The sequence below is a fragment of the Grimontia sp. AD028 genome (assembly GCF_000973155.1).
GTDB classification, from domain to species: domain Bacteria; phylum Pseudomonadota; class Gammaproteobacteria; order Enterobacterales; family Vibrionaceae; genus Enterovibrio; species Enterovibrio indicus.
The window spans coordinates 60,565-79,857 of record NZ_LASY01000064.1; the positions used below are offsets into that span (position 1 = coordinate 60,565).

18 protein-coding genes are annotated in these 19,293 nt (G+C 47.9%); 10 read left to right on the forward strand and 8 right to left on the reverse strand.

Annotated features, from left to right (window positions below; genetic code table 11):
- Nucleotides 1-314 precede the first annotated feature (314 nt).
- The 3 genes from RN22_RS14730 to htpX all read right to left on the reverse strand — a co-directional run bounded on the left by RN22_RS14730 (nt 315) and on the right by htpX (nt 4,165).
- Nucleotides 315-2,624, reverse strand: coding sequence for a penicillin acylase family protein (locus RN22_RS14730; RefSeq protein ID WP_046305496.1), 2,310 nt, complete (start codon nt 2,622-2,624; stop codon nt 315-317).
- A gap of 183 nt (nt 2,625-2,807) precedes the next feature.
- The gene (locus tag RN22_RS14735) at nt 2,808-3,125 is read right to left on the reverse strand and encodes a VOC family protein (RefSeq protein WP_046305497.1); all 318 of its coding nucleotides are present in this window, start codon (nt 3,123-3,125) and stop codon (nt 2,808-2,810) included.
- Between the two features lie 158 nt (nt 3,126-3,283).
- Entirely contained in the window at nt 3,284-4,165 is an 882-nt protein-coding gene (htpX, locus tag RN22_RS14740; protein WP_046305498.1) for a protease HtpX, read from the reverse strand.
- A gap of 535 nt (nt 4,166-4,700) precedes the next feature.
- Here htpX and RN22_RS25160 point away from each other — a divergent pair.
- Nucleotides 4,701-4,877, forward strand: a complete 177-nt coding sequence (locus RN22_RS25160; RefSeq protein ID WP_002535055.1) for a hypothetical protein — start codon at nt 4,701-4,703, stop codon at nt 4,875-4,877.
- A 51-nt stretch (nt 4,878-4,928) separates the two neighbouring features.
- Here RN22_RS25160 and bioD read toward each other — a convergent pair whose 3' ends face one another.
- From bioD to bioB, 4 genes are read right to left on the reverse strand one after another with little or no spacing between them, the layout of a single operon-like run.
- Nucleotides 4,929-5,609: a dethiobiotin synthase gene (bioD, locus tag RN22_RS14750; protein ID WP_046305499.1), complete on the reverse strand. Its 681-nt coding sequence runs from the start codon at nt 5,607-5,609 to the stop codon at nt 4,929-4,931.
- Complete coding sequence (bioC, locus tag RN22_RS14755; RefSeq protein WP_046305500.1) at nt 5,602-6,417, reverse strand: malonyl-ACP O-methyltransferase BioC; 816 nt, start codon at nt 6,415-6,417, stop codon at nt 5,602-5,604. The genes bioD and bioC overlap by 8 nt, the downstream gene beginning before the upstream one ends.
- Nucleotides 6,414-7,580, reverse strand: coding sequence for an 8-amino-7-oxononanoate synthase (bioF, locus tag RN22_RS14760; protein WP_046305501.1), 1,167 nt, complete (start codon nt 7,578-7,580; stop codon nt 6,414-6,416). Before bioF ends, bioC begins: the two co-directional genes overlap by 4 nt.
- 15 nt (nt 7,581-7,595) lie before the next feature.
- Nucleotides 7,596-8,648: a biotin synthase BioB gene (gene bioB, locus RN22_RS14765; protein WP_002535049.1), complete on the reverse strand. Its 1,053-nt coding sequence runs from the start codon at nt 8,646-8,648 to the stop codon at nt 7,596-7,598.
- Between the two features lie 108 nt (nt 8,649-8,756).
- Between bioB and bioA the strand changes: the two genes are divergently transcribed.
- From bioA to RN22_RS14805, 8 genes are all read left to right on the forward strand, one after another.
- Complete coding sequence (bioA, locus tag RN22_RS14770) at nt 8,757-10,037, forward strand: adenosylmethionine--8-amino-7-oxononanoate transaminase (RefSeq protein ID WP_046305502.1); 1,281 nt, start codon at nt 8,757-8,759, stop codon at nt 10,035-10,037.
- Nucleotides 10,038-10,099: 62 nt separating this feature from the next.
- Nucleotides 10,100-10,651: an LON peptidase substrate-binding domain-containing protein gene (locus RN22_RS14775; protein WP_046305503.1), complete on the forward strand. Its 552-nt coding sequence runs from the start codon at nt 10,100-10,102 to the stop codon at nt 10,649-10,651.
- Between the two features lie 68 nt (nt 10,652-10,719).
- Nucleotides 10,720-11,352, forward strand: coding sequence for a sigma-70 family RNA polymerase sigma factor (locus RN22_RS14780; RefSeq protein WP_002535045.1), 633 nt, complete (start codon nt 10,720-10,722; stop codon nt 11,350-11,352).
- Nucleotides 11,345-12,019 (forward strand): ChrR family anti-sigma-E factor, encoded by a 675-nt coding sequence (locus RN22_RS14785; RefSeq protein ID WP_046305504.1) that lies wholly within the window; start codon nt 11,345-11,347, stop codon nt 12,017-12,019. The genes RN22_RS14780 and RN22_RS14785 overlap by 8 nt, the downstream gene beginning before the upstream one ends.
- Before the next feature lie 319 nt (nt 12,020-12,338).
- Complete coding sequence (sstT, locus tag RN22_RS14790; RefSeq protein WP_046305505.1) at nt 12,339-13,577, forward strand: serine/threonine transporter SstT; 1,239 nt, start codon at nt 12,339-12,341, stop codon at nt 13,575-13,577.
- Between the two features lie 248 nt (nt 13,578-13,825).
- Entirely contained in the window at nt 13,826-14,374 is a 549-nt protein-coding gene (locus RN22_RS14795) for an ECF-type riboflavin transporter substrate-binding protein (protein WP_046305506.1), read from the forward strand.
- Nucleotides 14,375-14,382: 8 nt separating this feature from the next.
- A complete protein-coding gene (locus tag RN22_RS14800) occupies nt 14,383-16,077 on the forward strand; it encodes an ABC transporter ATP-binding protein (protein ID WP_046305507.1) in 1,695 nt (564 codons plus the stop codon).
- Nucleotides 16,074-16,913: an energy-coupling factor transporter transmembrane protein EcfT gene (locus tag RN22_RS14805; protein WP_002535039.1), complete on the forward strand. Its 840-nt coding sequence runs from the start codon at nt 16,074-16,076 to the stop codon at nt 16,911-16,913. Before RN22_RS14800 ends, RN22_RS14805 begins: the two co-directional genes overlap by 4 nt.
- 221 nt (nt 16,914-17,134) lie before the next feature.
- Here RN22_RS14805 and RN22_RS14810 read toward each other — a convergent pair whose 3' ends face one another.
- Nucleotides 17,135-18,349: an ROK family transcriptional regulator gene (locus tag RN22_RS14810; protein WP_002535038.1), complete on the reverse strand. Its 1,215-nt coding sequence runs from the start codon at nt 18,347-18,349 to the stop codon at nt 17,135-17,137.
- A 260-nt stretch (nt 18,350-18,609) separates the two neighbouring features.
- On the opposite strand from RN22_RS14810, the gene queE reads away from it, so the two are divergent.
- Nucleotides 18,610-19,272: a 7-carboxy-7-deazaguanine synthase QueE gene (gene queE / locus RN22_RS14815; RefSeq protein ID WP_046305508.1), complete on the forward strand. Its 663-nt coding sequence runs from the start codon at nt 18,610-18,612 to the stop codon at nt 19,270-19,272.
- Nucleotides 19,273-19,293: the final 21 nt, after the last annotated feature.

A 19,293-nucleotide genomic window follows, 5' to 3' on the forward strand; every position in this document is an offset into this window, starting at 1 on the left:
ACTTTTCTAATCGAAAAATGTTTTGGTCTTAATTCTGGACTACACATTCAGAAAATAAATATTTTCTAAAAAATGAGCCATGCGTTTATTTGATTTTTTACACCAACATGTTCTATGGGGTTTCATTCCCACAACTGGTTGTTGATAACGAATACAATGAATATTATTGATTAAATTCAATTGTTTTTGACGAGAATTAAGTTGTCATTATTTTTTACAGTCAATCAATATTACTTTAATATTCATTTATTTATGTTTGTATTTATCATTAAAAATAGACTAATTAGACATTAATTTTGTCGAATTTCACCGATTCACTGGATCGGAGCCTGAGGTTGAAAAGATATTTGATGGATAGGCGTGGCAGGTAACAGCGGCGTAAATGCATTATTTACATAATTTTCAAAGCCTTCACGATAAAAAGGCGATAATGGATGACCACTTTGCCCTCCTGGAAGCGTCAGAACCCCATTGACTTCATCTCCAGGCTGAACAATAAGACGTTGAGAAGCACCAAAGGCTCTCCCCTGCACCGCAGGCATAAATCGGTCGCCAAACCCTGCCACAGGAGGCATATCTAAAATACCGCCTAAAATCGGGATTTGCTTGCTGAACGGATGCTGCACCTTTAATTGATTAACCTCTCCCCATTTCAATGCTTGCAAAGAGCCATCGGCATGGCCTGTCATTTCAATCATGAGGGCATCACGCATATCCAAGTAGACTTGTGTTAGAAAAGCATTCCAGCTTTCATGACCAGCAGGTAGCCAAGTCGGAGGCTGTTCCATCATCAGTTGCCAAAGTGCTGGTTCAATCTGTCGTTCAATGAGGGAAAGTGAAAGTTGCTGAGATTCAAGCTTGGTTTCAAGGGGGGCAAATAACGCATCAATAAGTGCATCACGGTATTTTCGCACCAAGGTATAACCAACAGAATCTGCACAGGCGCAGTTATTCCATCTGTTAAGCGCAACGATATCTTCCTGAAAAACGCCGGCATCCTGTTCTAGCACTTCAAGCAAGCTTGCATGCCAGCGTTTTAAGAACACGGCCTCATTGTCCAACTGGATGGCGTAGAAATCTTCAATATCGAAAAGATCTTTTTCCATCAATCTTTGTTTTATTTGTGCACTTCTCGCCCCGAGCGCGTATCCACCATTGCCAAAGCGTGGATCCTGCTTGGCACTAACGACACGGCTATTGCCTGTCCAAATTCGATCAGTTTTAGGGTTAATGGAAAAAGGCACATCTGTCGCTTGTTGCCACCAGCGTTGGTCGAATCGCGAAGAGGCTTCCGGCCTCGAGAGCGGTTTGCGTCTATCAGGTAGGGCTCCCGTCGCCTGCCAAGCGATATTGCCGGCAGAGTCCGCCACCACTAGATTCTGTACGGGTATGCCAGTATTTTTGCTGACCCCCACAGCTTCCTGAACCGTTTTTGCCTGTTCCAGTTTCATCAGGTTCAAATTGACGGCATAGTCTCGGTGCGCCACCCAACTCAAGGCATATTTAAGGCCATTTATCACCTTAACTGGCCCATACTGACTTTGCTCAAGTAGGTACTTGTGTTCCCCTTCTTTTAGGGGAATGGTTTCTGTTTCCAGCGTCGTTTTCTCTTTGGGGCTCAACAGATACCAGTCCGCCGTATCCATATATCCATTGGTAAAGCCCCAGGCCACATGACCATTTGTTCCCACCACGACGGCAGGTGCACCCGGTAAACTGACTCCCGTAATTTGGGTTAGGTCATCACCGGACAGGAGATTGATTTGGGTGCGATACCAGATAATGGGCACATTCAAACCGAGGTGCATATCGTCAGAAAGCATGGCTTTGCCATTTCGGGTTAAAGAACCGCGTACCGCCCAGTTATTACTCCCCACCGCCTGCGGCTTTTCTATTGTTACCTTTCCGGCATTTGCCAACAAAGATGGGTTCAAGTCTGGAACAGACAGAGGTCTTATTGCGATGGTTGAGCCATCCAATGCAGCTTGAAACGGCGAAGGTTGAAGAATGAAGCGGGCGATTTCGTCACCAAAATTGTTGTGTAGCGCGTCGATCAGTAGATCCCGTTCAAGGCTTCTTCCCTGCAAGTCCAGATACATACTGAAGATTGCTAATACCGAATCTTCTGGTTTCCATGGCAATGGTTGTGTTTGAGTGACCAGATATTCAAAGGACGGTAGTGAAAGCTGGGCTAATGCATCATTCACGCCATTGGCGTAGGTTTCTAACGTTAGCTGATCTTCTTTTGACAGCTGTTTAAAAGCGGCTTCACTTCGTTTGCGGAACTGATGGAAACGACGGTTTTCATCTATAGGCAATGCCGCCTCTCCAAACAAAGCAGACAATTCCCCTGCTGCGTTTCTTCTGAGCAGATCCATCTGGAAGAAGCGATCTTGCCCATGGGCATATCCAAGCGCATAGGAAGCATCAAGACGGTTCTCGGCGATAATAATAGCAGTGCCCAATTCATCGCGCTGCAGATGAACTGTTTCGCTCACACTGTTTGAAGAGGCAGTACCGGAGAGTGTTGGAAGGCTGAGCGTCAGCGCACCGTAAAACACGGCAGTCGCGAGCAGTGCCAAAACTACAGCACTGTAAGTGACAAATCTAATTGCCTTCAGCATTCGTCTTCCATGAATCCTTAGTTTTTAGAATGTAGTCAACACTGACTGGTTTATTAGACTAATTGAACAGCGTGCAAGCGCATGACTGCCATTTCAACACATTGAGGGCGCTGAAAAAATAACCACCCAAGCAAAAGCGGCCACAAACGTGACCGCCAAGCCGAATTTCTTACAACTTGTCGCTTAACTGTGACTATGTATACCTATCAAGTTTCCTTCACTGTCACGAAGCTTTGCGAAAAAGCCAAAGTTTTCACCAATTGCTGTTTTCGGAACAACGACAGATCCTTCCGTTACACGGCTTAATACATCTTCAATGCTTTCTACCCCAAAGTAGACAGTGGTCGCTGAAGCGCCGGGCTCGCCCAAGATCAATGATCCCGTCGCGCCATAGGCTGTTTCTTTTTCTACGGGGAACCACGCCATTTGCTGCCCGCCCACTTCCTGTTTACTTAGCGTCATACCCAAAGCGGCTTCGTAAAATGCCTTTGCTCTATCCATTTATACCCAAACAACCCAACAGGGTTCATCTTCCTTTCTCCTTCTGTGTTTTCTTGAAATCTAGCTGATGATTATCTTTCTGGCTGAAAAAGAGGGGGATAAAAAAAACGCCCCCTTAAACAAGGAGGCGTTTTTATCAAAGTCAGGACGAATACCTGTTACAGATGATCACCTGTACGCAGTGATGCAATGCGCTTATCCAATGGAGGGTGAGTCATGAACAGTTCGCTCAGCGACTTCTTGCCATTGATACCGAAAGCCATCATAGAACCTTCAAGGCGGCTCTCATGGCTCACTTTCAGGCGCTCCAGCGCTGCAATCATTTTCTCTTTACCTACCAGCTTGGCAGCACCAGCATCCGCTTTGAACTCGCGATGGCGGCTGAACCACATGGTCAGGATGCTTGCCAGCAGGCCAAACACGATTTCCAGAATAGAAGATACGATGAAGTAAGTGATAAAACTGCCGCCACCTTCACCCTCTTCATCACTGTTGTTTACACCACTAATGGCGCCAGCGATAAGGCGGGAAATGAAGATAACGAAGGTGTTCACGACACCTTGCATCAGAGTCATAGTCACCATATCGCCATTTGCGATGTGGCTGACTTCGTGCGCCAGAACTGCTTCTGCTTCATCACGTGTCATGTTTTCCAGCAGGCCGCTGGAAACCGCAACCAGAGAATCATCGCGCTTCGCGCCTGTCGCGAAAGCATTGATGTCGTCCGAGTAATAAACAGCGACAGTTGGCATACCAATGCCTGCTTGCTGTGCCTGACGGCTCACTGTGCTCATCAGCCAGTGCTCAGTTTCGTTACGTGGGTGTTCGATAACTTGGCCGCGCACTGAACGTAGTGCCATAGATTTCGACATCATCAGCGAAATCAGTGAGCCACCAAAACCGAACAATGCTGCCATCACCAATAGTCCAGACAAGCTGCCTGGTTGCAGACCGGTAACGGCATATACGATGTTTAGTACGATGCTGAAGACAAACAGTACAGCAAGGTTTGTCATCAGAAATAATGCGATGCGTTTCATTGCGTCAATATTCTCCGAATCATGAAAGCGTATTACTCAAGCTACCTCAAGTCGCTGATCATAGTGACCTCAGCTAGCTTGGGTATACAGTTCGAATAGTAGGGTCGAAATGTGGAAAAACAAGCCTGTGTAACAATTTAAAACACAAATCACAGAAATTTGTTGTTTTTGTTCTCTTGGTCAGAGGGTTAAAAGAAAAACCATTCACTCTTACGCGGCCTGAAGGCAAAGCATTCATCTATGTCATGTGCTTTGGAATGGGTCAGCTCTGTACACTCTGCTTTGGATTGACATCTCCATCACTCGTTATTTGCGAGGGAGCACAGTTTAAAACGCAAGTTCTTGCAAACATACGCCGTATGCTATTTTTTAAGCGTGCGTAAAACAGGTAACAGATAGAGGATGTTCGACTAGGGTATTAGACTTTTGTCGAGTTGTATTTGTCGCCAGAGAGGAATAACGTACGCATAAGGATGAAATGCCAAAAGGCATACATTGTGGCCCAGCAGGGACGCGATTCTAAGGAGAGAGAATCATGGCTGACAAAGAAAACTATCGTATGGCAATCGATATCCTTTGCTGTCACTTGGGAATGAGCTTCGACGAAGCTTGTGCCGAGTTGGGGCTTGCCGACGATGAGAATCAAAAGCTCAAAGAAGTGTCCGATGTTCAGCAATCGCTGATGGGCTTGCTGCCGGAAGATAGCAAATAAACACAAAACCAAGTTCCAAAAAAGCCAGCTTTAAGCTGGCTTTTCTTTTGGTTACAACCCCAGTGGTGCGATGTCGATGTAACCACTCAAGTCACGCGACTTGATAGATGGCATGTAAGGAATCTCACCCAGCTTAGGCACTTTCAAGTGATGTTCCAGCGTCTTAACGATATCGCCGTAGTGCTCTGTTCCCGGGTTAACGCGGTTCGCGACCCAACCAACGATTTCCATGCCATCTCGCCGAATCGCTTCAGCGGTAAGATAAGCGTGATTTAAACAACCCAACTTAATACCAACAACTAGAATCACGGGTAGCTTCTCACCCACAACCCAGTCTGCCAGCGTAGTGTCATAAGTAACAGGCACTCGCCAGCCGCCAGCACCTTCTACCAATGTGAATTCCGATCTCGCTTGAAGATTCTTCAATCCATCCGTTAGAAGACTAAAGTCGACCGTTTCATTTTCCAATTCAGCAGCAATATGCGGTGAACAAGCCGCATGCAACAGACAAGGATTCACATCCGCGTAGCTAACTTCTACTGTCGTACATTCGCGCAGGCGAATGGCGTCTGAGTTCATTGGGCCTTGTTCTGTTTCCTTACTGCCTGCGGCGACTGGTTTGTATCCAGCCACGCTGTAACCAGCCTTGGAGACAGCCTGCATAACCGCCATTGAAGCGACAGTTTTTCCTACTTCAGTATCCGTACCTGTGACGAAAAAGCTTTTATTCATTTGTTATAGCTCCAAAGCAAACTTGATACGTAGCGGGAACGGTACCATCCGCAAGCCGGTAAACGCCGTAAGCGTTTTCCAATTCGTTGAAGGTACGTTTGCCAACTAGACCCGCACTTCTTCCCTCTTGAAGATGCGTTGCGCCGATCCCTTTTAGGTCTCTCATTAATGCGAACGCTGAGGGGTAATACTCCGTAATCGGCTTACATTCTATGTGGTAGTGGTTGCAGTGAGCTTGAGCGAGCGCAATGTTTACCTGCTTGGGTGATAAAAAGGTATTAACGTGAGACTGCCCGTTCACTTGACGCCATGATTGCTTCAGCTCTTTCAGCGAACCTTCTAACAACGTCGTAAATAGGATTTTCCCCCCCGGCTTCACGACTCTTTTTAGCTCATTCAAAGGTACAGAGAGGTCATGACACCATTGCAACGCTAGCGAACTGAAAGCGATATCAACACTGTTATCTGCCAATGGCAGTGCTTCGGCATCGGCTGAAACATAGTCCACGCTGTCTCCGCAACGTGACCTCGCCTGCTCAAGCATCTTGTCGGAAAGATCGAGCGCAATCATGTTTGCGCCCTGCTCCAGAATTTGTTTGGTGAAATAGCCAGTGCCGCAGCCCAAGTCGAGGACAGTCTTATCTTGCCAATCCGTGGTCATGTCCATCAGCAAATGACCAACACGTCGCTGAAATGAAGCGCTATTGTCATACGTTTTTGCCGCACGGCCGAAGGCGTCCTTGATGGCTTTCTTTTCGTCATTCAGCATGGTGAATGCGCCTTGCTGAAAATCGATAGCCTGACTCATGATGCCTCCTGCAAAATCTGGCTCAGTGTCGCTGCTAACTCTTTCACTTGCGATTCGCTTTGGTTGACTGACAACGTGATTCGAAGACGGGAAGAGTTTGCTGGCACTGCCGGTGGACGAATCGCCCCCGTCCAAAACCCGGATGCTTTAAGGGATGTTGCTGCAATTTGCATACGTTCTACACCGCCTAGCAAAACAGGTTTGATAGGCGTTATCGTAGGAATGACTTCTGGAACGTCAGCTAGCAAAGAATGATAAAGCTCAGAGAGCGATGCGAGTTTTTCACGACGCCAGGATTGTGCGCTGATGATCTCCACCGCCTTTGTTAAAGCATGTGCCTGAGCAGGCGGCATCGCGGTTGAATACACGTAGTGACGGGCAAACTGTGTCAAATAATCATGGACACTCTCGCTGCAAAGTACAGCCGCGCCCATCATCCCGAAGGCTTTACCAAAGGTCACGATCAGTATGTCAGGTTTAATACCTGCATGATCACAACTACCCCGACCATCTTTTCCAAGAATCCCACAGCCATGGGCATCGTCCACCATCAGCCATGAACCGTGAGCTTCACATTGTGCTTTCACATCAGCCAGTGGTGACAAGTCACCATCCATACTGAATACGCCTTCTGTGACAGTCAGCGTTGGGCTGTCTGCTTTCTGTAGAAGCGCGCCAAGTTTAGTCACATCGTTATGGGGAAAGCGTTTCATTGTGGCTTCAGACAGCATCCCAGCTTCCATTAAAGAGGCATGATTAAGCTTGTCTTGAAGCAGCAAATCTCCCTTTTCTAGCAAAGAGAAAATCACCGCCTGATTGGCAGAGAAACCACTGTTAAACAATATCGCCCGATCAAAGCCCAGCCAATCGCAAAGCTGGTCTTCCAAGAACTGGTGAGCTTTAGAGAAGCCGGTTACCAACGGAGAAGCTGTGCTTCCCGCGCCATAAAGGGAAAGCCCTTCTTGCCAGGCTTTGATGAGGGATGCGTCCTGAGCGAGGCCAAGATAATCGTTGCCCGAGAAATTAGCGAACTGGCGGTTGCCGCTGTCCGTTATCAGTCCGTCTTGGTGGCTGAATGCAGCCACCTGACGGTGAAGGCGTTGTTGCCGCCGCGCTTCGAGCCTCTGCTCGATACGGCTTTGCAGCTGGCATTGTTCACGCATTGTCGAAGCGCGCTCCTAAACGTTCGCTTCGTAGAAGAGATCGTCTTTGCCCGGACGAGAAGCTACGCGTTCTGCTACTTGAGTCAGCAGCGTTTCTTCCTGAACCTGATCCGGTTTTTGGACAGCCTGCTCGCTGTTAATGCCCAGCTTCTTAAAGAGCATCATATCTGAGTCTTCATCTGGATTTGGCGTGGTCAGTAGCTTACATCCATAGAAAATCGAGTTCGCACCCGCCATAAAACACATGGCTTGCATCTGTTCATTCATGTTTTCGCGACCTGCTGAGAGACGAACAGCAGACTTCGGCATCATAATGCGTGCTACAGCGATAATACGAACGAAGTCAAAAGGCTCAACGTCGTCGACACTTTCCATTGGCGTGCCTTTGACCTTAACAAGCATGTTAATTGGCACACTTTCTGGGTGATGTGGAAGGTTCGCCAGCTCGACAAGCAGACCAGCGCGGTCTTGTTTGCTCTCGCCAAGGCCGATGATGCCGCCGGAACACACCTTCATGCCCGCTCCGCGAACATGAGATAACGTGTCCAGACGATCCTGGAATGTACGGGTAGTAATTATGTTGCCGTAGTGCTCGCGTGAGGTATCCAGGTTGTGGTTGTAGTAATCCAAACCCGCTCCCGCAAGTTCGTTCGCTTGGTCCGGACTCAGCATGCCAAGTGTCATACAGGTTTCAAGGCCCATACCCTTCACACCTTTGATCATGTCTTTCAGATACGGCATGTCACGCTCTTTAGGGTTTTTCCACGCTGCACCCATGCAGAAACGCGTCGCACCTGAGTTCTTCGCTTTTTGCGCTGCATCCAGAACACGCTCTACCTCCAACAGACGTTCTTTCTCTACGTCGGTGCGGTAATGTGCGCTCTGGGGGCAGTACTTACAGTCTTCAGGACACGCACCAGTCTTAATGGAAAGCAGTGTGCTGACTTGCACTTGGTTAGCGGGTTGGTACTGTCGGTGAATCTGTTGCGCTTCAAACATCAGATCCATAAAAGGTTTTTCAAAAAGGGCCTGTACTTCCTCGACAGTCCAGTTATGGCGAACGTCCACCTGTCTTTCCTCAAATTGATTAAACGATAACTTGTCCAGTCTAAGGTCGCACTTTACAATGTCAACAGCAAACACTTTCTATGGTTTACATCTGGATATTTTTTGAGCATGGATATCGCATTCGATCGCAATCACATTTGGCACCCTTATACATCCACCATTAACCCGTTGACGTGTTATCCCGTTAGCCGGGCGGAAGGCGTTCACATTTATCTGGAAGATGGCACCGAGCTTATTGACGGTATGTCGTCTTGGTGGGCAGCGATTCACGGCTACAATCATCCTGCATTGAATGAAGCTGTTACTTCTCAGCTCGCCAACATGTCTCACGTGATGTTTGGCGGCATCACTCACGAGCCAGCGATCGAATTGTGTAAAAAGCTGGTATCCATGACACCGCCTTCGCTAGAGAAAGTATTTCTGTGTGATTCAGGCTCTATTTCTGTGGAAGTCGCACTCAAAATGGCGCTGCAGTATTGGCATTCAAAAGGGGAAAGCCGAGCGAAGTTTTTGACACTTCGCCACGGGTATCACGGCGACAGTTTTGCAGCGATGTCAGTGACAGACCCAGATAACTCAATGCACAAGCTCTATAAAGGCTTTTTACCGGAACATATTTTCGCGGACTCACCGCAATGCGGTTTCCACGATGAGTGGGACGAAAATGACATTGCCGATTTCAAAGACAAGTTAAAAAGCAATGCAAAGCAAATAGCAGCAGTGATCCTCGAACCTATCGTTCAAGGTGCGGGTGGAATGCGGATTTATCACCCAATCTTTCTAAAGCGCGTCAGAGAACTGTGCGACGAGTTCGGTATTCTTTTAATCTGTGATGAAATCGCTACTGGCTTTGGCCGTACAGGCAAGCTTTTCGCCTGCGAACACGCCGATATCGAACCTGACATTCTCTGTTTGGGTAAAGCTTTAACGGGCGGCTATATGACCATGGCAGCCACCATCACCTCTAAGCATCTAGCAGACACAGTGTGTAGCGGGGAAGCAGGTTGCTTTATGCATGGCCCAACCTTTATGGGAAACCCTCTCGCTAGTGCTGTGGCCAACGCCAGCCTTCAATTACTCCAAGACACGCCCTGGCAGGAAAAAGTGCTCGGTATTGAAGCAAAGCTGGCTGAATTACTTCCAACATTGCTTGAAATGCCGCACGTAAAGGATGTGCGTTGGCTCGGTGCGATTGGTGTGGTGGAAACGCACTCACCCGTCGATGTCGATACCATTCAAAAACACTTCATAAAGAAAGGTGTATGGATTCGTCCGTTTGGCCGATTAGTTTATATCATGCCGCCATACGACATGAGCAGCGAGCAACTTAAGCAACTGGTTGATGCCATTCAAAGCGGACTTGCCGACTATTTCGAGAGTAAAGAGTAAGCGAAGGTGATCTCACACACTGATCTCTCCGTAAATTTCTACGTGATTTTATGGAGGTTTCAATGCACTTAGGTCTTTTTCCGTTACCCCTCTTTTTACTGCCTGGCGGTGTTACCAAGCTAAGGATTTTTGAACCACGCTATGTGCGCTTGGTGAAGGAATCAATGGCGAGCGACAGCGGTTTTGTGCTGGCAATGAAGGACGGAGACGCAATTTGTCGCTTCGGCACACATGTAAAGATCGTCGATTTTGAAACCTTATCAGACGGTTTACTTGGCATCACCATCCGAGGTATCTCCCGTGTCGCTCTGGACAATATCGGCCAGGAAGAAGACGGACTTTGGATCGGCGATGCCGAAGCGCTTGAGAATTGGGATGAAATCGAAGGCGCTGGCCTCCTAGGTGAAGCGTTGGAAAACGTTTTCGAAGCCCACCCTGAACATGCTTCGCAATACCACGATGAACAGCACTTCGACGATATGCTTTGGGTATGCCAACGCTGGTTAGAAATCCTTCCGCTCGCCAATAACCAAAGACAATGGTTCTTGTCCCAAAAGGATTTAGAAGAAGCCAAACAATTCATCTCTTTGCTGCTCACCGAAGAAAAAATTTGATGTACAAGTGATCCAAATTTGAATTTCATTCGTTTCGACTGGTAAGACATTTAAAGGACACAATCATCATGGAACTGGTCGAAAGCACTTATAATTCAATCAACCAGAAACGATCAAACAGTCGGTCATCTATGTCTACACCCACCCCTGAACATTTGGCGGAGCTTTTAACTCGCGTTGCGAACGACAGAGACGACAAAGCTTTTTCAAGCTTGTTCAGTCACTTCGCACCCAAAATTCGTGCCTACGGCCTTCGCCATTTGAGAGCAGACGGTCAAGCGATGGAGTTGGTTCAGGAAACCATGATTCTGGTGTGGCGAAAAGCCCATCTGTATGACGGGTCTAAAGGGGGCGCGTCGACTTGGGTGTTCACAATCATGCGTAACGTCAGCTTTGACATGCTGAGAAAAGTGAAGAGCAATAGAGAAGATTGTTTGAGTGGCGATATTTGGCCGCTTATTGATGGTGAAGTTGGCGATCAAGAAGACGAAGCATTGCAAGATCAAATCCAGACGCAATTGCTTTCTTACATTGATTTGTTACCTGACTTACAACAGCAGGTCGTCAGAGGTGTCTATCTGAAACAGCTGACTCATCAAGAGCTCGCAGACCAACTCAACGTGCCCCTGGGCACCATCAAATCTAGGTTGAGATTGGGCCTTCAAAAACTGCGTACTCATCTGGAGGTAAATAATGATTAAGTACCATCCGTCTGAAGCACTGCTTGAGGCACATGCAGCGGGTGAATTGCCGGCATCAATGTCCATTGCCGTCGCTGCCCACTGTGAACTGTGTTCATGCTGCGCAGATAAGCTTGCGCACTACGAAGCGAAAGCGGCTGAATCAGCCTTCAGTGAAGAAAGCGTCAACGACACAGAAACTCACGCAGCGCAAGAAGCGCTTTTCGCTGACATGATGGCATCCATCATCAGCGGAGAGAGCGTGCCAATGACAAAAGTATCTGCCTCCCCTTCTACAGAGATTGAAGTGGCGGGTGAACGATACAACCTACCGACCGCACTGCGGCGATACCACCATTTAGGGTGGAGCTCAATTGGTGCAATCAGCCGAGCAAGGTTGCCTCTCAATGAAGGCGATACCAGAGCGAGTCTGCTTCATATTGGTATGAATGGCAGTGTTCCTAGTCATACTCACAAGGGCATGGAAGTGACGCTATTACTGAGTGGTCATTTCGAAGACGAACATGACAAGTACGTGCCTGGCGATTTCATTGTGTTGGACGGCTCAAACCATCACACGCCGCAAACACACGATGGCTGCCTATGCTACACAGTCGCGGACGCTCCGCTCCACTTCACAAAAGGTGTGAGTCAGTTGCTTAACACTATTGGACGCGTTATTTATTAGTCCGATACGCACCAAGCTCAGTATGATTTTTACCACCAAAGCGCCCTCTAGGGCGCTTTTTTATTATGCCAATTAACAACTAAACAACAGTTATTTATCCAACACATTACATCACCATATCCACATATAACGTTATATAATCACGCATATGCGATCTGATTGTATATTTTGTGTCATTTATCCCTTTACAGGATGCCAGCCGTCCTGATTTAATCCAATCGCTAACCTCGTGTTAACAGTTTTACCTCAAGCGTGATGACGTTTGAGGCTTTGTCGGTTATGGGGCCCCAAGACCCTTACACAGTGAAGTGAGAATATAATGAAGCAAACACAATCTCCTCTCGCTCGCATTGCCAATACCAGTCTGGTTGTCCAGATTCTGGTCGGTATTATTGCGGGTGTCGCGTTGGCAAGTTTTTCGCCAGAAAGTGCAAAATCCGTCGGTTTCCTCGGTGGGCTTTTCGTCAGTGCGTTAAAAGCCGTTGCTCCGATTCTGGTCTTTATACTGGTCGCAGCATCTATCGCTAATCAACGCAAAGGCCAACACACACATCTTCGTCCTATCGTTATCCTTTACCTTGTTGGTACTTTTGCCGCCGCGCTGACCGCGGTGACGATGAGCTTCCTGTTCCCAACAGAACTGACGCTGACAACCTCTGAAACCGCAGTTGCACCACCAGAAGGTATTGGCCAGGTGATTACTACCCTGCTGTTCAGCATTGTAGATAACCCAATCCATGCTCTGATGAACGGTAACTTTATCGGCATTCTGGCTTGGGCAATCGGCCTGGGCATTGCCCTTCACCACGCCAATGACACCACCAAAACGGTATTTGGTGACGTTGCAGAAAGCGTCTCTTTCATCGTTCGCAACATCATTAAACTGGCGCCATTGGGTATCTTTGGTCTGGTGGCAAAAACCTTCGCAGAAACTGGCTTTGAAGCACTAATGGGCTATGCGCACTTGCTGGCTGTGCTGTTGGGTAGCATGGCAATTATCGCGCTGGTCGTTAACCCTATTATTGTGTACTTCAAAACCCGCTCAAACCCTTACCCATTGGTGTTCCAGTGCCTGCGTGAAAGCGGCATGACCGCCTTCTTTACGCGAAGCTCCGCTGCCAACATCCCTGTGAACATGCAGCTATGTAACCGTTTGAAGTTGGATAAAGACACTTACTCCGTTTCAATCCCTCTGGGTGCGACCATCAACATGGGCGGTGCGGCAATTACAATCACCGTTCTGACACTGGCTGCCGTTAATACACTGGGTATTCAGGTAGATTTGGCCACCGCACTTCTTCTCAGCATCGTTGCCGCGGTTTCTGCATGTGGTGCATCTGGCGTAGCGGGTGGCTCACTGCTGCTGATTCCTCTGGCTTGTAATCTGTTTGGCATTCCTAATGATGTGGCGATGCAAGTTGTCGCGGTAGGCTTCATTATCGGCGTGGTTCAGGATTCAGCTGAAACCGCACTGAACAGCTCAACAGACGTGGTGTTCACTGCCGCAGCATGTCGTGAAGTTGAACGCAAAGCGGTACTGGAGAAGCTGGCGAAATAGCCTCCAATTCTCTCCCTTTGAGAAAGGCGCTTCGGCGCCTTTTTTGTTGGTTCTCAACTTCGTTTCGGTCAAAGCTTCATCAAGCGTCTATCTTGGTTTACAGAAAGGTTTAGACGTCTAGATAGATAGCTTTCCTTTCCCGAAAATTATCCCTATAATCCCGCCTCATTTTTTGCGAGCCACTTAAAGAATTTGCATCACGAAGCGTCCTGGCTCGCCTTCGATCAGCCGGGCGTGAAAGGTTATCTATGAATCTCTCTGCAAAAACAGTCGTTATTATTGCCATTGGTGCCGCTCTTTACGGCATCGGTGGCTTGCCCATGTTTGGTATTCCGGTTTTTGCCAACACCACTTTGAAACCTGCCATGGCGATTTTGGCACTTTTCGCTGTGCTGTTTGGCCCAGGCGTTGGCTTTTTCGTTGGTTTCATCGGCCACTGGGTGACTGACCTTTTCGCAGGATGGGGCGTATGGCTGACCTGGGTATTAGGCTCAGGCATTGTGGGCATGATCATCGGGTTATTCCCACTGTTAACCAAAAAACGCCTCAAGTACGGCCATTTCAAACTGCCAGATGTCTTATTGTTTGCGCTTTTAGCATTGCTCGGCAATGTGATTGGCTACGGCTGCTCAGCCTTCCTTGATACTATTTTGTATGCAGAACCTTTCACCAAGGTGTTTATCCAGCTTTGCATCATTGCCGCAGGTAACGCTTTGCTCGTGTCAGTGGTCGGCTACTTCATCCTGCAATCTGTCGCCAAGCGCAACAGCCAGTGTCGTAATCTGACTGAGGCCTGACCATTTCCATGACCATAGAATTTAAAAACTTCAGCTTCCGTTACGATGCTTTGGTGAACCAAACGCTCAAAGGCATCAACCTTCGCATTGAGAAAGGTGAAAAAGTCCTGATCATCGGGCCAAGTGGCAGCGGTAAATCCACGCTGGGTCAGTGCATCAACGGTTTGATTCCTCATTCCGTAGAAGGCGATGTGTTAGGTGAGCTTTTCATCGGCGGCCAAAACGCCAGTTCAATGTCACTGGTTCAGTACACAGAACAAGTCGGCACCGTTTTACAGGATACCGACAGCCAGTTTGTTGGCCTAACCGTAGGTGAAGACATCGCTTTTGCTCTGGAAAACCAACAGGTTCCAGTTGCTGACATGTATCCGGTTGTGAAAGCCACTGCCAAGATGGTTGAACTGGAAGCCCTGCTCAACCACGCACCTCATGATTTGTCAGGCGGCCAGAAGCAACGTGTCTCTCTGGCTGGCGTGCTGGTCGACGATGTCGATGTGCTGTTGTTCGATGAGCCCCTTGCCGCACTTGATCCGAAGACGGGCAAACGCACCATTGAAATCATTGATCAGCTGCACAGTGATACCGGCAAAACCATCATCATCATTGAGCATCGTCTGGAAGATGTGCTGACCAAGCATGTTGACCGCGTCATTCTGATGGATAACGGCACCATAGTGGCAGACACCACACCAAATGCGCTGATGATGTCCGGTCTGCTGGAAACACACGGAATTCGCCAACCATTGTATTTCTCTGCGCTCAAACATGCGGGTTGTGAGCTGGCGGAATCAGATTCTCCTGCCTATCTGTCTGCGCTACCCGTCGAGAAGTTCAAAGAGTCGCTCCAACATTGGGCAACAGTGAACAGCTCTTCTGCTCGCACAGAAAATCAGCAACCTTTGCTAACCGTGGAAGGTCTCACCTACTCCTATGACGGTGAGAAAAATGCTCTTGAAGACGTTTCCTTCACTGTTAACCGCGGCGAATTGGTATCCATTCTCGGTAAAAACGGTTCGGGTAAGTCCACCATAACCAAACTGATCATGGGCGTGTTGGAACCAGATGCAGGTAGCATCAGCTTCGACGGTCAGGATTTCAATCAGCTGTCGATTTTTGAGCGAAGCAAGAAAGTCGGTGTGGTGATGCAAAACCCTAATCACATGATCTCCCACCATATGATCATGGATGAAGTGGCATTCGGCCTGAAAAACCAAGGTTTGGATGACAAAGAGCTCGAACGACGCTGTCTTGAAGTGCTTGAATTCTGTGGTCTGAGTAAATATCGCCATTGGCCAGTCGATGCACTGAGCTATGGTCAGAAAAAACGTGTCACCATCGCTTCAATTCTGGTGATGGAACCGGAACTGCTGATTCTGGACGAGCCAACTGCTGGTCAGGATTATCGAAATTACACCGCGATGCTTTCTTTCATCAAACGATTGAATAAAGAACGTGGTGTGACCGTGATGATTATTTCTCATGACCTTCATCTGGTGCTTGAAAACACCACCCGTTCTATCGTGATTGCTGACAGTAAATTGATCGCTGATGCGCCGATGACTGACGTCTTCAGCCAGCCAACACTTTTAGATGCAGCTAACCTGACCACCACCAGCCTATACGAACTGGCAGAGCGGGCAGGTATCACTGACATCAACGGTTTTATGAAGCAGTTTATTGAGACAGAGAACAACGCCAAATGAAAGCATCGAAAATGAAGTTTGGTATCAACTACATTGATACCCAATCCCCGCTTCATGCGCTAAATGGCATCACCAAATTTGCCCTGTTTATGGCTTGGGTCACTGTGGTTCTCACGACCTTCGACCTGCGTATTATTGTTGCAATGGTGCTGCTCGGCCTAGCCTTGCTGAAGATGACGGGCGTGGCTTTTCAGGTTTATAAACCACTTTTGCTGGGTACATTGAGCGTACTCGGCATGAATGCCGTGTTCATGTTTCTGGTTGCGCCCCAACAAGGTTCAGAATGGACAAACACGGCAACTGAGATCATTGCGTTACCGGGTAACTATTCGCTTACTCAGGAAACCCTGTTTTACCTACTCACGGTCACGTTGAAATACTTCAGCATGTTCCCTATCGCACTGGTGTTTGTGTTTACCACTCACCCAACGGAGTTTGCCTCTAGCCTGAATCGCATTGGTGTACCCTACAAGATTGCTTATGCGGTCAGCCTCACGCTTCGTTATCTGCCAGAAGTGAAGAATGATTTCGTCAATATCATGCATGCACAGCAAGCTCGCGGTGTGGATTTCTCAAAGAACGCACCGCTGATGACACGTTTTCGTGGTGTGGCAAAGATTCTGATCCCACTGATTTTTTCCAGCCTGGATCGTGCAGACGAAATCTCTAATGCCATGACACTTCGAGGCTTCGGACGAAATAAATCACGCACTTGGTATAACGAGCGCCCGCTGGCTCTGAAAGACTGGAGTATGCTGGCACTTATTGCTATCTGTGTTGCGCTGGCGCTGACGAAACGCTCGCTCGACAATGGTGTTGTCTGGTACCCGCTATAATACCAATCGTAGTAAATATCTGCTCATCCTAGCTTGTTAAAATGCTCGATAACTGCGTTGAAAAATTTGATTGTAGAATAACTACTTATCGAAATTTTTCGCCTTGTTCTCGAGCATTTTTCCTGCGCTATTTCTGATCACCTACTTACTGTGATTGGTATAAACAACAAAAGGAGCCAATGGCTCCTTCCTTCATTGTCACTCTTAGGGGCTGTCGATCTTTACCCTTCCAGCACCTTCATCAGCAAATAGCCGTCATACATGGCGCGTTTCACCAGTGCAGCACCTGGCATGGTTGCCTGAGTATAGAAATGGCTTTCTTCCAGCACCAAGTTCTCAAAGTAATGTGGAAGCGTTTGGTTTTGAATGCGTTCCATAATGGCTGGGTACAACACAGATTTTGCCTGGTTGAATTCACCGCCAATCAAAATTCGCTCTGGGTTGAACAAGTTCACCACGATGGCAATTGCCTGACCTAGATTGTGACCGAGCTCAGTGATCACTTTTACCGCAACACCGTCACCCGCTACTGCCGCAGCACAGAGAGAATCAATCGTCAGCGGTTTGTCCTGCAACACGCTTTCATGACCTTGATCCAGCAGTACCTGCGCATCTTCGAGCACTGCTTGTAAACTGGCCACCGTTTCCAGACAACCACTGTTTCCGCAATAGCAGCGTTTGCCGAAAGGCTTAATCTGAATATGGCCTAGTTCGCCAATGTTACCCACTTGGCCTTCAAGCACTTTGCCGTCAATCATGATGCCAGCGCCGACACCGTGGTGGATCGAAATCAGTACTGAGTTTTCAACATCACGCGCATTCCCGAACAACTTTTCCGCCAAAGCCCATGAACGAGTGTCATTACCGATAAAAACAGGCAAGCCTGTCGCACGGTGAATGGCAGGACCCAAAGGCATGTTGTGCACATCATAGTGCGGCATTTGAATCACAATACCTTGCGTACTGTTCACCAAACCGGGCAGGGACACGGCAATGGCAGTGACACGGTCAACCACCTCAGAGTGGGTGGAGAAGAACTGGTTGATATGCTGCTGAATCAGTTCGAGCAGTAAGTCTTGTTCAAGCACCAGAATGTCGTGGCGTTCTTCCACCAAAATGTCACCACCCAACTCGTGGAGTGCCAATGTCAGGTAGCCACGTCCAAGACGGATAGAAAGGAATTGCCAGCCTTCATTGTTTAACACCAATCCGATAGCAGGACGTCCTCGGCTAACTGGCTCACCGTACTCGGTCTCTTTGACCAAATGGGCTTCAATTAGCTCACGGGTGATTTTGGTAATACTGGCAGGCGCTAACTGGCTGCGCTTAGAGAGTTCAATTCGGGAGATTGGCCCTAGCTGATCGATCAACTTATATACTGCTCCAGCGTTGTTACGCTTGATGTGATCTATATGTCCTGGCTGGGCGAGGATCATCCCATACTCCCTGTAAAATTCTTGAATAATGAATTTTTTTACTTTGCGAAGTAATTGTGAAGCGTCATGAGATAATGTCGTGAAGCTCGTCACGAGCTAATTAATTTACCGCATAGATAAAAAGCTCAGATTCCTAAAATCAATAAGTTAGCGCCATTTCAAACGGTAAGAGATGTATCTGTTTATTTCGGGTCAAGACAGTTGCCCCCGAAACTGACATAATCTGCCCCCTTCTTTGAACCAGTGACTGTTTTAGCGGTATGTACAACGTCAACGAAATATTCGAAACCATTCAGGGCGAAGGCACCTTCACCGGCGTACCTTCTGTCTTTGTTCGTCTTCAAGGCTGTCCGGTAGGCTGCCCTTGGTGTGATACGCGCCAGACATGGGACACTCTGCCAGCCGATGAACGTGATTTTGGAACCATTATCGCGAAAAATGGCGATAGCCCATTGTGGACGAAAGTCACTGCAGAAGAGATTCTGACTCACCTGCAAAGCAGTTATCACGCCAAACATGTGGTGATTACTGGCGGCGAGCCATGTATGTTTGATCTGCTACCTTTGACTTCACTATTAGAATCAAATGGTTATCACTGTCAGATCGAAACCAGCGGCACCTATGCAGTAAAAGCCACCTCCAATACTTGGGTCACTGTTTCCCCTAAGATCAACATGCGAGGAAAACTGCCAGTTTTGGGAGAAGCCTTAGCGCGTGCCAATGAGATAAAGCACCCAGTGGGTACAGAAAGTGATATTGAAAAGCTCGAAGAACTACTGAAAGACGTTGATTTATCAAACAAAGAAGTTGCACTTCAACCGATCAGCCAAAAAGAACGCGCAACTAAGCTATGTATTGAAACCTGCATCAAGAAAAACTGGCGTCTTTCGATTCAAACACACAAGTATCTGGAAATTGCCTGATATTACTCTCTGAAAAAGGCA

Coding starts and splice junctions, on each gene's coding strand:
- RN22_RS14735 (WP_046305497.1), bottom strand. CDS start 3,125: ATGGATAGAGCAAAGGCATTTTACGAAGCCGCTTTGGGTATGACGCTA.
- bioA (WP_046305502.1), top strand. CDS start 8,757: ATGGATATCGCATTCGATCGCAATCACATTTGGCACCCTTATACATCC.
- bioF (WP_046305501.1), bottom strand. CDS start 7,580: ATGCGTGAACAATGCCAGCTGCAAAGCCGTATCGAGCAGAGGCTCGAA.
- RN22_RS14805 (WP_002535039.1), top strand. CDS start 16,074: ATGAAAGCATCGAAAATGAAGTTTGGTATCAACTACATTGATACCCAA.
- RN22_RS14795 (WP_046305506.1), top strand. CDS start 13,826: ATGAATCTCTCTGCAAAAACAGTCGTTATTATTGCCATTGGTGCCGCT.
- htpX (WP_046305498.1), bottom strand. CDS start 4,165: ATGAAACGCATCGCATTATTTCTGATGACAAACCTTGCTGTACTGTTT.
- RN22_RS14810 (WP_002535038.1), bottom strand. CDS start 18,349: ATGATCCTCGCCCAGCCAGGACATATAGATCACATCAAGCGTAACAAC.
- sstT (WP_046305505.1), top strand. CDS start 12,339: ATGAAGCAAACACAATCTCCTCTCGCTCGCATTGCCAATACCAGTCTG.
- RN22_RS25160 (WP_002535055.1), top strand. CDS start 4,701: ATGGCTGACAAAGAAAACTATCGTATGGCAATCGATATCCTTTGCTGT.
- RN22_RS14785 (WP_046305504.1), top strand. CDS start 11,345: ATGATTAAGTACCATCCGTCTGAAGCACTGCTTGAGGCACATGCAGCG.
- RN22_RS14730 (WP_046305496.1), bottom strand. CDS start 2,624: ATGCTGAAGGCAATTAGATTTGTCACTTACAGTGCTGTAGTTTTGGCA.
- RN22_RS14780 (WP_002535045.1), top strand. CDS start 10,720: ATGGAACTGGTCGAAAGCACTTATAATTCAATCAACCAGAAACGATCA.
- bioC (WP_046305500.1), bottom strand. CDS start 6,417: ATGAGTCAGGCTATCGATTTTCAGCAAGGCGCATTCACCATGCTGAAT.
- RN22_RS14800 (WP_046305507.1), top strand. CDS start 14,383: ATGACCATAGAATTTAAAAACTTCAGCTTCCGTTACGATGCTTTGGTG.
- RN22_RS14775 (WP_046305503.1), top strand. CDS start 10,100: ATGCACTTAGGTCTTTTTCCGTTACCCCTCTTTTTACTGCCTGGCGGT.
- queE (WP_046305508.1), top strand. CDS start 18,610: ATGTACAACGTCAACGAAATATTCGAAACCATTCAGGGCGAAGGCACC.
- bioD (WP_046305499.1), bottom strand. CDS start 5,609: ATGAATAAAAGCTTTTTCGTCACAGGTACGGATACTGAAGTAGGAAAA.